Raw genomic sequence first — 14,691 nt, 5'->3', positions numbered from 1 at the left:
TCCTTCTTCTCGCGGATCTCTACAGTTCGAAGACGCGGTGGCACCGGGTGAACATCTGCCGGGCGTGCTCGGCCCACTTCGCGGCCAGCAGACCGAACTGCTGGTGGGTCATCCGGCAGGTGAGCGGGAGGGTGCAGACGCCGGCGAGGCACGGGCCCGGACCGCGTACGTCCCAGACCGAGAGCATGGGGGTCAGCTGTTCGGTGTTCCAGGCGTTGGACGCGGCGGCGGCCAGCGCCAGTTGGTCGGGTTTGAGGATGTGCCCGTCCGTCATGAACGCCACCAGCAGATCCCGCGTCGCCATGAACCGCACGGTCACCGGGTGGTCGGATCCCGCCAGGTCGAACTCCAACGAGATCGCGGCGTCGTCCTCGGACGACCGGTAGTGGCTGCGCTCCGCCCAGGCACGTACCAGCGGCCGCCAGCCGGCTCCGAGTTCCATCTCGCCGGCGGGCGCGGCCTCAGAGTCCGCCACGGCCCACCGCCTCCGCCACCATGCGGTCGGTCAGTCCGGCATCGAGCAGGGTCTGTGCGTGCAGCAGCAGGCAGGACGGTACGGACATCACCGATCCCCGGCTGTTGTTGCGGGCGTCGAGGTCGTCGGTGCGCACCCGGATGCCCTCGGCGACGGCGGGCGGCGGCCACGAGGTGACGGCGGTCGGTTCGGGATCGGGTGTCAGCGGCTCGGGTTCGGGTGGCAGAACCTCCTCCAGCAACGTGGCGAGATCCGGCCGGTCCTGCGGGCGCTTGGCGAGGCAGCGTTCCAGCAGGGGGCGCAGCCCGTCCGGGACGCCGTCCAGGGCGGGCCGCTCGTGGATGATCCGGTACATCACGCCGACGCCCGAGCCGAACGGCGCGACCCCGGTCGCGGCGAAGGCGAGCACCGCTCCGAGGGAGAAGACATCGCTGGGCTGCTGCGCGACCTCGCCCCTGAACTGCTCGGGCGACATGAACGGCGGAGTGCCCATCACCGTCCCCACCTGGGTGATCGTGTTCGCGGCGGCCCCGAACAGCGAGATACCGAAGTCGATGACCCGCGGACCGTCCGCGGCCAGCAGGACGTTGGCGGGCTTGAGGTCGCGGTGCACGACGCCCACGCGGTGGATCGCCTGCAGCGCCTCGACGAGCCCGGCGGCCATCAGCCGGACCGCCGCTTCGGGCAGTGGGCCGTCCGCCCGCACCGCCTCCGCGAGCGTGGGGCCGGGGACGTACATCGTGGCCAGCCAGGGCGGATCGCCCCGGGTGTCGGCGTCGACGACGGCCGCGGTGAAGGCGCCGCTGACCGCACGCGCCGCGTCGACCTCCCGTGCGAAGCGGAGGCGGAATTCGGCGTCGGCAGCGAACTCGGGGCGCACCACTTTCACGGCCAGCGCCCGGCCGCTCGCCGACCTGCCGAGGTACACCCACCCCATGCCGCCCGAGGCGAGCCGACCGACAATGCGGTAAGGGCCCACCATTAACGGATCACTTATCGGAGTCCGCACTCCGCCCCCTGTCACGGCTTCCGTCCCTGGCTCGCCACAGGCGGTCCGCGCCCCGCCGTCGTGGTTGCTCAGAGTGTCCCGCAAAACTCATCCGGACGTTATGGGAACAGTCGGATATTCTCAGGATCTCGGCTTGTTCGAAACAACTGCGGCGCTCGAACGTGGTGACAACCTTCTTTTGTCGAACACGTGATCCGTGCTCCGGGTGCGCAGCCGCCCCAGCCGACCCGGTGTTCGCGTGGGTCCCATCGGGATCATTGCGGGAGGGGGCTGACACGGCGCGAATGCTCCCCGCAGCCGGAAGAGGAATGGAGCGCCGAGGAATGGGCCGTCCACTGGATATCGCGAATTGACACCGATCCTCGGGAACGAGGAGGGCCTTTCGGCGATGGATTAGCGGGGTTCGAAGATCGAACCGTCAACACCCCAGGTCGCAGCGGGTGATGGCATTCGTTTCGCCCGGGAGCGGACTTCGGTCCGCTCCCGGGGTGTGTCACGAAGCGGCCGCGCCGGGGGAGATCAGGCCGGTCTCGTAGGCGAGCACGACGGCCTGCACCCGGTCGCGCAGACCGAGTTTGGACAGGATGCGCGCGACGTGGGTCTTGACCGTCGTCGCGCTGAGGGTCAGCCGGTCGGCGAGTTCCGCATTGCTCAGGCCGGTGGCGAGCAGGCGCAGCACTTCGAGTTCGCGGGGTGTGAGGCCCGACAGGTCGCGGTGCACCGCGGACTGGACCTCGTCACGGTGGGCGAAGCGCTCGATCAGCCGGCGGGTGATCGTCGGTGCGAGCAGCGCGTCGCCGGACTGCACCAGGCGGACCGAGGCGACCAGGTGTTCGGGGGACACGTCCTTGAGCAGGAAGCCGCTGGCGCCCGCGGTGAGCGCGGCGTAGACGTAGTGGTCGAGGTCGTACGTGGTCAGGATGAGGATGCGGGTCCCGGCCGCACCGTCGCCCAGGATCTGCCGAGTGGCTTCGAGGCCGTCCATCTGCGGCATCCGGATGTCCATCAGCACGACGTCGGGACGGGTGCGCCGGACAGCTGCCACGGCCTCGGCACCGTTGGCGGCCTCGGCCACCACGTCGATGCCGTCGGCGGCGAGGATCATCCGGAACCCGGTGCGCACCAGTGCCTGGTCGTCGGCGATCACGGCGCGCAGGGACTGCCGGCTCATAGGGCTCTCCACGGGACTCGGGCCTCGATCTTGTATCCGCCGCCGATTCTGTGCCCTGCCGCGAGGGTTCCGCCATAGACGGCCAGCCGCTCGCGCAGACCGATCAACCCGCGGCCGTCGCCGCTCTGCGCGTACGTTCCCCACGCCCCGCCGGTGTCGGTGACCTCGATCTCCAGCCAGCCCTCGTCATGTCCTATGGTGACGGACGCCGTCGAGCCCGCGGCGTGCTTCATGGTGTTGGTCAGTGCTTCCTGGACGACACGGTAGGCGGTCAGGTCGACGCCGGGGGGCAGCGGCTCCGGCGGGGGCGACAGGGTGACGGTCACCGGCAGCCCGGCGGCGTGGACGCGTTCCACGAGATCGTGCAACTGGTCGAGTCCCGGCTGCGGTTCGAGCGCGTCCTCGGCGCTGTCGGAAGGGCCTGTCCCCGAGGCCGCGATGAGGCCCATGACGTGGCGCAGCTCGCTCATCGCGGCCCGGCCGCTCGCCTCGACCGCGAGCAGGGCCTCCTTCGACTGCTCGGGCGCGGTGTCCATGACCTTGCGGGCCGCCCCGGCCTGGATCACCATCACGCTGACGTTGTGGGTCACCACATCGTGCAGTTCACGGGCGATCCGGGAGCGTTCCTCGTCGATGGCCTCGCGCATCGCCCTCTCCTGGGCCACTTGCAGTTCGGTGAATCGCAGCTGGGTCTCCTTGAGCCGCAGTTGCCAGTAGCGGATCACGCTGGCGATCAGTGCGACGACCAGCAGGACGAACAGCCGGCCCGACCAGAACGGCAGTTCCGGGTCGGTGTTCCAGTCGACGGTGGCGGCGAGTACGGCCGCGAGGGCGAAACTGCCCGTCGTGGAGGTCAGGTTGCGGCTGTGGAAGAGGGCGCTGCAGGCGGCGACGAAGCACACCAGCGGGGTGAACCTCGTCGCGTAGTCCGGACCGGCCAGCGTCGCGCACATCACCACCCAGAAGACGGCCAGCGGAAAGCGCCGGCGCGCCGCCAGCGGCAGCGTGGTCAGCGCCGCGAGGACATAGGCGTGGACCGCCGGCTGGAACGAGGCCCCCGGCGGGGGCGCGCCGGGCGGGAGCGGCCAGTCGGGCGGCAGGGGTTCGACGATCGCGGGGCAGGGGTCGAAGGGCGTCCGGGGCCCGACCGGCCAGCTCGCGTCGAAGTGCAGCCTGGACACCGCGATCAGCACGATCACGGTGAGGGCCAGCGCGAGCACGGCATCGGTGACGACGGCCCGTCTCGACCAGCGGGGAGCCTGGCCGTCCGGGCGCAGCGCGTCACGCACCTGCCGGCGCCATCCCTGTCGTTCATCCGTGTCCACGAGCACATTGTCGGCGCCGCCCGTCCGGCGCACATCGGTCTCAGCGATCAGAGCTCCCGCCGTGCGGAGTACTTCGCGAGGATGACGCCGCGGCCGGGTCCTCCTCGCGGGCGACCGGATGTCGGTGCGGCGGCCGACGCGCCGCCGCGGCGGCCGCACCTAGCTTCGGTGCTGCCGGCGGGCCGCCCGGGGGAGCCCCTCCGAGGACGCGGCCGCTGCGACCGGAAGGACCGGGATCCCCATGGTGAACGTGATCGAACTGCGTGGCGCCGTCAAGCGCTACGACAACGCGGACGGGCCCGCGCTGGGCCCCCTGACGCTGACCGTGGAGGAGGGCGAGGCGGTCGCCGTCACCGGGCCGTCGGGCAGCGGCAAGTCCACGCTGCTGAACCTGGTGGCCGGGCTGGACAAGCCGACGGAGGGCATCGTGGCCGTCGGCGGCACGCGGATCGACAACCTCGGGGAGGGCGGCCTGGCGCGGTTCCGCCGCGAGCGGATCGGCATGGTGTTCCAGTTCTTCAACCTCCTGGACGACCTCACCGTCCTGGACAACGTCGTGCTGCCCGCCCAACTGGCGGGAACAGCCCGGGGCAAGGCGGCGCGGCGCGCGCACGAACTGCTGGAGACGCTCGGCATCGAGAAGCACGCGCGGGCCTACCCGGGCCGGCTGTCCGGGGGTGAGCGCCAGCGCGTCGCGGTCGCCCGGGCACTGATCAACCGACCCGCGCTGCTGCTCGCCGACGAACCGACGGGCGCCCTGGACATGGCCTCCGGGCGCGACGTCCGCGAGTTGCTGATCGATCTGCACCGGGGCGGACAGACCATCGTGCTGGTCACCCACGACCTGGACCTCGCCGAATCGTGCGCGGGCCGGACGATCCACCTCGTCGACGGGCATGTCGCCCTCGACCGGACCAGCGGCGCGGGGGCCGTGCGATGAGCGCGCTGGGGAAGGTGGTGCGCGCCGGAGTCGGCCGGCGCCGGGTCCAGACCTTGGTGATGACGCTGACCACGATGATGGCGGTCACCGCGTCGGTGCTGGCCGGCGGGCTCCTCGTCGCGTCGTCGGCGCCGTTCGACCACGCTTTCGCGCGCCAGAACGGCGCGCACCTGACCGCGGGGTTCGACGCGGCGAAGATCACCGCCGCGCAGGTCGCCGCCACCGCGCACATCCCCGGGGTGACGGCTGCCGCCGGCCCGTATCCCGTTCTCCGTCTGAGCCCGCAGCTCAGTGCGGAGGACTCCGGAACGGTTTCGCACGGTCGCATGCCGCAGCTCACGTTCGTCGGCCGGGCGAACGCCGGCGGGCCGGTCGACGACCTCGACGTGGTCGACGGCAGGTGGGCCACCGGCCCCGGGGAGATCGTACTGCGCAGCCTGGACTCGCCGTTCGGGGTGGGCGCGCGGATGACCTTCCCGGATCTGCCTGGCGGTCCGACGCTGACCGTCGTCGGCCTGGCCACCTCGGTGGGCGACAGCGCCGAGGCGTGGGTGACGCCGGCCCAGCTGGCGCAACTGACCGCGCTCGGCGCCCGGCCCGAGTACCAGATGCTCTACCGCTTCGCGAAGGCCGCGACGGATGCCCAGATCGGCGCCGATCGTGCCGCGGTCGCCGCCGCGGTGCCACAGGGGTCGATGACCGGAGTGGTGTCGTATCTGACGATCAAGCTGGCCGCGGACCGGACGGCGGCGACGTTCGTGCCGTTCGTGGTCGCCTTCGGTGTGCTCGGGCTCCTCATGTCGGTCCTGATCATCGGCATCGTGGTCAGCGGCGCGGTCGGCGCCGCCACCCGGCGCATCGGCATCCTGAAATCGCTGGGTTTCACTCCGGGGCAGGTCGTGCGCGCCTACGTCGGCCAGGCACTCATCCCCGCGACGGTCGGCGCGGGGCTGGGCGTCGTCCTCGGCAATCTGCTGGCGATCCCGGTCATGGGGATCGAGGGCAGCGCCTACGGCACCGGGACCACGACGGTCGCCCCGTGGATCGACGTCGCCGTTCCCGCCGCCGCACTCGCCGCGGTCGTCGCCACCGCGCTGGCACCGGCCCTGCGCGCCGGGCGGCTGCGTACGGTCGAGGCGCTCGCCGTCGGCCGGGCTCCGAGGGCCGGGCGGGGGCGCTTCGTCCGGCAGTTGCTCGGCCGGCTGCCGCTGCCGCGCCCGGTGAGCCTCGGCCTGGCCAACCCCTTCGCCCGCCCCGGGCGCTCCGGCACCATGGCCGCCGCCGTGATCTTCGGTACGGTCGGGGTCACCTTCGGTGTCGGCCTCGCCCTGTCGCTCAACGGGATCGAGAGCGGCCTGAACCGCCGGACGGCCGGCGCCGTTCTGGTCCGGGCCATCGGCGGGCCGCCCGCCGACGTTGGAACGGGCGAGGCGCCGCGGCGGCCTCCGACCCCGGTCGACTCCGCCGCGATCGCCGCGAAGATCAGCTCGCAACCGGGGACGCGACGGTACTTCAGCACCGGTGAGACCCGGGCCGGCGTCGCGGGGCTCGCCGGACGGACGAACGTGATCGCGTACCGGGGCGCCTCGTCCTGGGGCTCCTACCGGATGATCTCGGGATCCTGGTTCACCGGGCGCGGCCAGGCGGTCGTCCCGTCCGGCTTCCTCAACGCCACCGGGACTCACATCGGGGACACCATCACCCTGACCAACGAGGGCCGCACCGCCCCGGTGCGGATCGTCGGCGAGGCCCTCGACCTGCGGGACGAAGGCATGACCATCCTCACCGACGCCGCGTCCCTGACCGGTCTCGCCACCGTCGTCGAACCGGAGTCGGTCCGGTTCAGCATCGACCTCACGCCGGGAACGGACCCGCAGAGCTATCTGGCCGCGCTCAACACCGCCCTGGAGCCGCTCGGCATCACCGCCGAGGGCAACACCAGCGAGACGAGCAGCACGGTGGTCGCCATGGACACGCTGGCCGCGCTGCTCACCTTGATGCTTGTCTCGGTGGCGGGGCTGGGCGTGCTGAACACCGTCGTGCTCGACACCCGCGAACGCGTCCACGACTTCGGGGTGTTCAAGGCGCTGGGCATGTCACCGCGGCAGACGATCACGATGGTCCTCACCTCGGTCGCCGGGATCGGACTGGTCGCCGGTCTGGTCGGCGTCCCGGTCGGCATCGCGCTGCACGGCTACGTGCTGCCGGTGATGGGTGACGCCGCCGGTACGCGCTTCCCGGCACAGGACCTCGCGGTCTATCACCTCCCGGTACTGCTCCCGCTGCTGCTGGGCGGGCTGGTCATCGCGACCGCGGGCGCGCTGCTGCCCGCCGGATGGGCCGCCGGCACCCGCACCGCGACCGCGCTGCGCACCGAGTAGCCGCGGTCGGAGGGGGAGGGACGGCCGTCCGCGGAACACGGGGTCCGCGGGCGGTCCGGCACCTGACATCATCAGGGCATGGAACGCGTTATCGCAGCATGTGACGGAGCCGCCAAGGGCAACCCGGGCCCGGCGGCGTGGGCCTTCGTGGTCGCGGACGCCGAGGGGCGGCCGCAGCGCTGGCAGGCGGGGCCGCTGGGACACTCGACGAACAACGTCGGTGAGCTGACGGCACTGGAGCAGCTCCTGACCGCGACGGACCCGGCGGTGCCCCTGGAGGTCCGGCTGGACTCCACCTACACCCGCGACGCGGCCACCAAGTGGCTGGTCGCGTGGAAGAAGAACGGCTGGAAGACCGCCGCCGGGAAGCCGGTGGCGAACCGGGAGATCATCCAGCGGATCGATGCCCTGCTGACCGGGCGCGACGTCGAGTTCGTGTACGTCCCCGCGCACCAGGTGAACGGGGACCCGCTCAACGCGATCGCCGACAAGGCCGCGAGTGACGCCGCGGTCAGCCAGGAGGCGAGCAGCGGGACGGGCGCGGAGCTGCCCGTGCCGGATGCCTCCCGGTCCGCGGAGGGCGCACGTCCCGCCCGCAAGGCGGGGGCGGCGAAGCCGCGGACCGGCAAGGGGACGTCCGGCACGATCCAGGCGAAGTTCCCCGGCAGGTGCCACTGCTCCGGCTCCTACGCCAAGGGCGAGTTGATCGCCAAGGTCGCGGGCGGCTGGGGTCACGCCGCGTGCGCGGAGGTGGCCGGCAGAAGCTGAGCGTGGCGGGACCCCACCCGCACGTCAGGCGGGCCCGATGGTCACCACGCGCGCCCAGTCGGGCGGTGAGTCCGGCACGTAGTCGGGATCGTTCTCGTCCCACGAGGCCGTTCGGCCCCGGGGGAACAGGCCCACCACGGTCCGGCACGGCGGCCGGGCGCTCGGCCAGGGCGTCTGGCCGTCGGTGAGGACCACGATGACGTCCGGGCGGTACTGCGCCCGCAGCGCCTTGGTGAAGCCGGTGCGCAGGTCCGTGCCGCCGCCGCCCAGCAGCGGGATTCCCTCGCCCTGGCACAGCGGGTGCACGATGCGGGCCGCCGCGTCGCAGGGCACCACGGTGATCAGGTCGCGCCGGCCGCCCACGGCGTGGGAGATCGCGGCGACCTCCAGGAGCGCGCTGCCCAGTTCGGCGTCACTGACCGACCCGGACGTGTCGATGACCACGGAGACCCGCGGCGGCCGGCGCCGCAGGCTCGGCAGAATGGCGCCGGGCACCGCGGCCGAGCGCCGTGACGGCCGGCCGTAGCTGTAGTCCTCGCCCGCACCGGAACCGGAGGCCGCCGAGCGGACCGCCGCTCCCAGCAGCTCCCGCCACGGCTGCGGCGGGTGGAAGGCCTCCTCCGCCCACCGCTTCCACCCCGCCGGGGCGCTTCCCGGCCGGCCGGTGATGCCCTCCGCCACCCGGAACCGGACCGCGTCGCGTTCCTGCTCGCTGAGGCCGTGAGCGCCGTCCGGTCCCAGGTCCCACTCCCGGTCCAGGCCGTCGGCGCCACTGCCGCAGTCCAGCCAGGCCGCGTCCAGGGTGAGTGGCGCGAGGCTGAACCGGCGCAGGTAGTCCTCCATGAGCTGTCCCACGGGCAGCCCCAAGGACACCGGGTCGACCGCGCACTCGGGCCGGACCAGTCCGTCGCCGTAGATGTCGTCGTTGATCTCGCAGTCCGCGGCGATGTTCATCCGCAGCCGTTCCGCCGGGCCGGTCAGCCCCTGCTCCCGCGCGACCCGGTCGCCGCGCCCGTGGTGGTCGCGCAGCAGGTGCGACACCTCGTGCACCCAAACCCCGGCCAGCTCCTCCACCGGCGTCCGGTCCACGAATCCGGGCGAGACGTAGCACCGCCAGTACCGGTCGACACCCATGGTCGGCACCCGGCGCGATGCGACGGCGTGCAGGGCGAACAGGGCGGTCGCCAGGTAGGGCCGCGCCCGGGCGGCCTGCAGTCGGGCCGCGAAGAGCTTGTCGAGGTCCAGAGCCCCTGGTGCGTCCGGGATCATCGGCCCGCCTTCGTGGTGACCGACGCCCGGGCCGCGGCCTCGTTCGCCCGCCGGGACAGGGTCACCGCGCCGGCGAGCCCTTCGATCGACGGCGGAACGTCCCAGTCCGCACGGCGCAGACTGGCCAGGGTGGTCGCGGGCACGACCACCAGGTCCGGCGCTCCGGTCTCCACCGCCCGTGCGAGGACCGCCCACGCCGCGTCCCAGCGGGACTTCTCCAGGCGCTTGCGGACGGCGTCCACCACACCGTCGAGCACGGCCTGGCGCAGATCGCCCCGCTCGGGCAGCACCGCGCTCGCCGGGTCGGCGAGCAGCGTTTCGGGGTCCGGCAGGTCCATCCGGTCCAGGCTCGCCAGCAGCTCCAGCCCGGGACCGTCCCCCACGGTGCCCCTGACCAGCAGGGAGAGCACCTCCCGGGAGGAGCCGGCCGCGGTCGCGAAGGCGATGAGGCACAGCGTCATCTCCCAGCTGCGGGGCGACGGCCAAGCACCGCCGCGACGGGTCTCGCTGGTGGGCAGCCGGTGCACGAGAGCGGGCCGGGCGGAGAGCAGCCCGCACACCGCGCGACGGGCGAAGTTCACGGCCTCCGGCAGCTTGTCCGCGTCGAGCGGCGGCAGGGTGGCGCGGGGCCAGGTCCCGGCGAGGCCGCGGACCACGACGTCGTGGTCGTGTGTCCACTGCAGGTGGACGAAGCGGTTGGCCAGCGGCGGGCTCAGCTCCCAGCCGTCGGCGGCCGAGGAACGCGGATTGGCGGCGGCCACGATCCGGACCCCGGGCGGGAGTTGCAGGGAGCCGATCCGCCGTTCGAGCACGAGGCGCAGCAGGGCGGCCTGAACGGCCGGGGGCGCGGTGGACAGTTCGTCCAGGAACAGCAGCCCCCGGCCGGCGCGCACCAGCCGCACTGCCCACTCCGGCGGGGCCATCGGCACCCCCTGCTCCGCGGGATCGTCGCCGATGATCGGCAGGCCCGAGAAGTCGGATGGCTCGTGCACACTGGCGATCACCGTGGTCAGCGGCAGGTCCAGAGCCGCGGCGAGCTGCGTGAGGGCCGCGGTCTTGCCGATCCCGGGCCCACCCCACAGCAGGACGGGCAGGTCCGCGGCGACGGCCAGCGTCAGGGCCTCCAGTTGGGTGTCGGGACGCGGTTCGGTGTCCGCGTCGCGCAGCAGGGTCAGCAGCGCCCCGGCGACGTTGAGTTGGGAGTCGTGGACGGGTTCGGCAGGGGTGTCGGTGGCGGCGGGCAGCGTGCATGAGGACATGTTTGATCACCTATGGGTTCGTGGCGGGTCGAGCGGGTACCGGGCGGAGGCCCCGGCTCAGCAGAAGTGGGCGTGGCGCGGGCGGGCGCGGTCGGCGCGGCGGTGGTGCGGGCCGGTCGGAGGGACGCGGTCGGGCCCGGCTCCGATCAGCCCCGACCGGTACAGCCCGTAGGTGATCCGCCGCAGCGCCGCTGTCTCCAGTTCGTCGCGCAGCGCCCCGGCGCGCAGCAGCGCGTCGGGCCCCAGCAGGCCCTCGACGACGGCCAGCGCACCGGCGGTGTCGCCGTGGTCCAGGCGTTCGCGGACACCGGTGAGGCAGTCGGGACGGCGGTGTGCCTCGTCGATGGCGCGCAGGCAGGGCAGCGGAGTACCGGTCAGTTCGACCAGCAGCTCCTCCCGCCGGATCTCGACCGGGTCGTGGTCCATCGGGGCCAGGACCCCGTCGACCAGGGCGATCCGGTGCTGAGCTCCCCGGCACTCCACCAGGCGCGGCTGCCCCGGCCGGTGCGGGGCCCGGGGCAGCCCGTCCGGTGGGTGACCCGGTACCAGGGACGAGGCCACCAGCGGGTGCAGCCGGCCGGCCTCGATCGAACCGGTGCGGATCAGCTCCAGATCGGGTGGCACCCAGGCCGCCGCGTCGGGCAGCACCGGCAGCGCGGCAGCACTGCCGGTAGTGGGGGCCGCCGTGATCCGCAGCGCGGACGACGACCCGGCGCCGTCCGCGGCCGCGACCGGATCCAGGACCAGTCGATGGCGGGCGTCGAACCGCACGGTGACCGGGCCGTCGGGCAGCCCGTCCGCGCGGAGCAGGATCTCCGCCTCGGCGGCCCACCGGTCGACGGCGCGGGGACGCCCCGGCGGTACCGCCTCCAGGAGCTCGGCTCCGAGCAACTCCGGTCGCGGCGCCGGCGAATCCGGCGCGCCGGAGCGGATCCGAAGTTCGTCGGTCCTGCGCGCGTCCCACAGGTGCCGGTGCAGGTCCAGGCGGAACCGGCGGTTGGGATGGGGATGCGGATGGCGGCCGGTGCCGGCGGCCGCAGGGGATGCGTCCCACAGCGCGAGGCTGATGCGCTGACCGGCGTCCGCCCAGGCGGGCGGGGTGCGGGCCACGAGGTGCACCGGTCTCGCACCGTCGCGCCCCGCGTCGTCGTACCGGGCCAGTGCGATGGTCAGGCCCGGACGCAGCAGCCCGCTGGGGGCGATGCGCGGCATGTGCCAGCGCAGCAGGTCAGGCACCAGATGGCGGAGATCGGACCGGACTCGGGCCGCGAGGTCGCGGCCGTGTGTGTGCGCCACGGAGCGCAGACGGAGATCGACGTCGATGCCCGCGGCAGCGCAGGCCCCTGCCCAGTCCCCGGCACGGCGGCGGGCGGTCGCGGTCTCGATCATGGACGGCGGCACGGCGTACTCCCGCACGCGCAGCCAGAAGGAAAGTCGGGTGTCCCTGTTCGCGGTCTGAGTGAGCATCAGCACTCACCTTGCGCGGACGGGACCCCCGATCTGTGAGCTGTCTGATTCATCATCGCGGTGATCGTAGCTCGCCCGACCGCGTTCTGCCAGCCGTTTGCGGTCCGGGCGGACGTGGGGCCCCTCGCCGTTCGCGAGGGGCCCCGGGTCCGCCTTCTGTGTCAGGTCATCGCCATCCGGTCACGGGTAGGCGACCACGTTGCTGGGCACGGTGCCCGCCGGGGTCAGCGCCCCCGTGTCGTTGATGACATGGGTGATGGTGCCGTTGCCGCCCAGTGAGACGGTCAGGATGTTGTGGAACCGTACGCCCGGGGTGTTGGGCACCTCGAACGCGTGGTAGCTGTTCACCGCCGGGTTGACGTTGAAGTAGCAGTAGCTGCCGAGTCCCCACGCCTCGTGGGTGGTGACGCCCGCCCCCACCTTGTAGGCGGCATATCCGTTGACACTCGCCGAGCTCTTCCACGCGGCCTGGTCCGGCACGTCGTACGGCATCTCGTTCTGGAAGAAGATCGTCTTGCCGTTCTGGCCGTTCCAGATGACCTCGTGCTTCTGGTAGTGCTCGACGAACAGTCCGGTCGCCAGGACGTTCGCGCCGTTGACGATCACGCCGGTGTCCGCGGTGTTGATCGTCCAGCCGAACGTCCCCGGCGTGCCGTGGTCGGCGCGCCAGGCCCAGATGTGGTCGATGATCGTGTTGTTGCTGTTGACGATCAGGCTGGTCGTCGCCTTGCCGGCGATCTGGCCGCCGATCCGGAAGAAGACGTCCTGGATGGTGGTCGGGTTGGCCGCGTGGTTGGCGGACGATCCGGCCGGGCCGACGGTCACCAGCGCCGCCGAGTTGGTGGTCCCGGCGTCGATCAGCAGGCCCTTGAGGCGGACTCCGTCCACGTCGGCGACCTGGATCGCGTTGACGCCGTTGTCCGGAACGAACGTCGGGTAGCCGATGCCGAGCACGACGGTGTTGGCCCGGTTGATGTTCAGCGTCTGGTTCAGGTGGTAGACGCCGGGGGTGACGAACAGGTTGCAGCCCTGTGAGAGCGCGTTGTTGATGGTCGCGGCGGTGTCGCCGGCCTTGACCACGTAGAACTGGCTCATCGGCTGCGAGGTGCCGGGGGTGCTGCCGTTCGCCCAGCTCGCGCCGGAGGCGTTGGTGCGCAGCGACGGGAGGAACACCCGGTACTTGCCGGCGCCGTCGACGTACAGGTAGGGCACGTCACGGGAGACGGGGGTGGTGGCCAGCGTGGTCTCGGGCGGGTTGGGGAAGGTGTTGGCCGGAGCGCCGGTGGTGCCGGAGAAGACCATGTTCCACACGCCGCCGGCCCAGCTGCCCAGGTTGCTGTCGCGGGTGTACCACTGCTGCTGCGAGATGGACGCGGTCTGACCGCTGACCTTGGTGTCGGCGATGTAGCCGCCGCTGGCCCAGCCGTAGCTGGCCGGGTAGAGCTGCAGGTCGCCGCGGACGTCGATCCGGCGGAACGGGGCCGCCTGGGCCACGGCCCAGCGGTTGCCGCCGACCGGGTTGATCGCCAGGTTCTCGGCCGAACGCCAGAAGTTCTGCGTCGCGTTGCCCGCGTCGGAGGCGTTGAAGGCGTCCACGGTGACGTGGCCGTTGATCGTCACGTCGCCCGGGTTCTGCCCGAGGCCGGCCACCGAGGTGTAGAAGCCGACGTTGTCGTCGACGTTGTACGTGCCCGGCTTGAACAGCTGGGCCACCCGGTTGGAGCTGAACTGCGCGGTGTTGGTGTCCTTCATCTGCGCGAACTGTGCGTCGAGCTGCGCCTGGATGGTGGCGCTCGACATGCTCGGGTCGTAGATGTGGACGTTCGGGCCGAAGTTCGGCGTGTCCGACTGCGTGGGGCAGCCGGCGGATGCGCCGATCGTGTAAGTGGCACTCGCCACTGCCGAGTTGGTGAGGCCGGCCTTCACGGCGATGGCCTTGACGGTGGTCGTCGCGGTCACGCTGATCGGCGCGCTGTACAGCGTGGACGTGGCGGTGGGGGTGGAGCCGTCACGGGTGTAGTGGATGCTCGCGCCGGCCGTCGCGTCCGCGAGCGTCACGCTCTGGGCCGAGGTGTAGCTGCCGCCCGCCGGATTGAAGGTCGGGGTGGCCACCGTCCCGGTGCCGCCCCCGCCCTGGGTGTACGTGAAGTGGGGGGTGTCGTACTGCGGTCCGCTCTTCTCGTAGGTGAACCAGTAGTCCAGGAGCGACCCGTTGGCGAGTGAGTCGACGGTCTTGGTCCAGGTGCCCGCACTGTTGGTCATGCGGACGTTCTGCTGGCCGGCGCCGTTGACCGTGTAGTGCACATCGACATAGAGCGCGCTCGTGGTCGGCGTGAAGGATATCTGGGCCTGCGTTGTGCTCAGTTGCGTGACGCTCTGGGTGTAGTCGGCCGCGGCCGCCGAGGCGGGACCGGTGAGCTGACTGAGGCCGAGCAGCCCGGTCAGCGCCAGGACGAGCACGCTCAGCAGGGCGACGGTGCGCTGGTGGAGGCGTGGGGGAGGACGCATGGGGCCGGGAGGGGCGGTGCTGCGCATGGGTGGGGGGGTCCTTTCGCCTGGATTCGTGAAGTGAACACCGAGTCGGCGCGGAAGAAAGGTGAAGTGGGTCGTAAAACTGCGTATTGGGG

Annotated in this window: 11 protein-coding genes; 3 read left to right on the top strand and 8 right to left on the bottom strand. The window is 72.1% G+C overall.

What is annotated here, in order from left to right; translation table 11 throughout:
- Window positions 1–19 precede the first annotated feature (19 nt).
- The 4 genes from O3X23_RS21635 to O3X23_RS21620 form a co-directional block, all read right to left on the bottom strand.
- Window positions 20–475 (bottom strand): hypothetical protein, encoded by a 456-nt coding sequence (locus O3X23_RS21635; protein ID WP_269273117.1) that lies wholly within the window; start codon window positions 473–475, stop codon window positions 20–22.
- The gene (locus tag O3X23_RS21630) at window positions 462–1,457 is read right to left on the bottom strand and encodes a serine/threonine-protein kinase (protein WP_269273116.1); all 996 of its coding nucleotides are present in this window, start codon (window positions 1,455–1,457) and stop codon (window positions 462–464) included. Before O3X23_RS21630 ends, O3X23_RS21635 begins: the two co-directional genes overlap by 14 nt.
- 520 nt (window positions 1,458–1,977) lie before the next feature.
- The gene (locus O3X23_RS21625; protein ID WP_269273115.1) at window positions 1,978–2,655 is read right to left on the bottom strand and encodes a response regulator; all 678 of its coding nucleotides are present in this window, start codon (window positions 2,653–2,655) and stop codon (window positions 1,978–1,980) included.
- Window positions 2,652–3,980, bottom strand: a complete 1,329-nt coding sequence (locus O3X23_RS21620; protein WP_269273114.1) for a sensor histidine kinase — start codon at window positions 3,978–3,980, stop codon at window positions 2,652–2,654. Before O3X23_RS21620 ends, O3X23_RS21625 begins: the two co-directional genes overlap by 4 nt.
- Window positions 3,981–4,221: 241 nt before the next feature.
- On the opposite strand from O3X23_RS21620, the gene O3X23_RS21615 reads away from it, so the two are divergent.
- The 3 genes from O3X23_RS21615 (at window position 4,222) to O3X23_RS21605 (ending at window position 8,069) form a co-directional block, all read left to right on the top strand.
- Entirely contained in the window at window positions 4,222–4,920 is a 699-nt protein-coding gene (locus tag O3X23_RS21615; RefSeq protein ID WP_269273113.1) for an ABC transporter ATP-binding protein, read from the top strand.
- Window positions 4,917–7,301, top strand: coding sequence for an FtsX-like permease family protein (locus tag O3X23_RS21610; protein ID WP_269273112.1), 2,385 nt, complete (start codon window positions 4,917–4,919; stop codon window positions 7,299–7,301). Before O3X23_RS21615 ends, O3X23_RS21610 begins: the two co-directional genes overlap by 4 nt.
- A 78-nt stretch (window positions 7,302–7,379) precedes the next feature.
- Window positions 7,380–8,069 carry a ribonuclease H family protein gene (locus O3X23_RS21605; RefSeq protein ID WP_269273111.1) on the top strand — a complete coding sequence of 230 codons (690 nt, stop codon included), beginning with the start codon at window positions 7,380–7,382 and terminating at the stop codon, window positions 8,067–8,069.
- 24 nt (window positions 8,070–8,093) lie between these two features.
- Here O3X23_RS21605 and O3X23_RS21600 read toward each other — a convergent pair whose 3' ends face one another.
- The 4 genes from O3X23_RS21600 to O3X23_RS21585 all read right to left on the bottom strand — a co-directional run bounded on the left by O3X23_RS21600 (window position 8,094) and on the right by O3X23_RS21585 (window position 14,599).
- Window positions 8,094–9,338, bottom strand: a complete 1,245-nt coding sequence (locus tag O3X23_RS21600; protein WP_269273110.1) for a vWA domain-containing protein — start codon at window positions 9,336–9,338, stop codon at window positions 8,094–8,096.
- Window positions 9,335–10,597: an AAA family ATPase gene (locus tag O3X23_RS21595; protein WP_269273109.1), complete on the bottom strand. Its 1,263-nt coding sequence runs from the start codon at window positions 10,595–10,597 to the stop codon at window positions 9,335–9,337. The genes O3X23_RS21600 and O3X23_RS21595 overlap by 4 nt, the downstream gene beginning before the upstream one ends.
- A gap of 57 nt (window positions 10,598–10,654) precedes the next feature.
- Window positions 10,655–12,064, bottom strand: a complete 1,410-nt coding sequence (locus O3X23_RS21590) for a hypothetical protein (protein ID WP_269273108.1) — start codon at window positions 12,062–12,064, stop codon at window positions 10,655–10,657.
- Between the two features lie 180 nt (window positions 12,065–12,244).
- Window positions 12,245–14,599 (bottom strand): chitobiase/beta-hexosaminidase C-terminal domain-containing protein, encoded by a 2,355-nt coding sequence (locus O3X23_RS21585; protein WP_443047924.1) that lies wholly within the window; start codon window positions 14,597–14,599, stop codon window positions 12,245–12,247.
- Window positions 14,600–14,691 lie beyond the last annotated feature (92 nt).

It is taken from the genome of Streptomyces sp. H39-S7 (assembly GCF_027158205.1).
GTDB lineage: Bacteria > Actinomycetota > Actinomycetes > Streptomycetales > Streptomycetaceae > Actinacidiphila.
The sequence above is the reverse complement of the archived record's forward strand: the minus strand, read 5'-3'. Positions and strand labels throughout refer to the sequence as shown.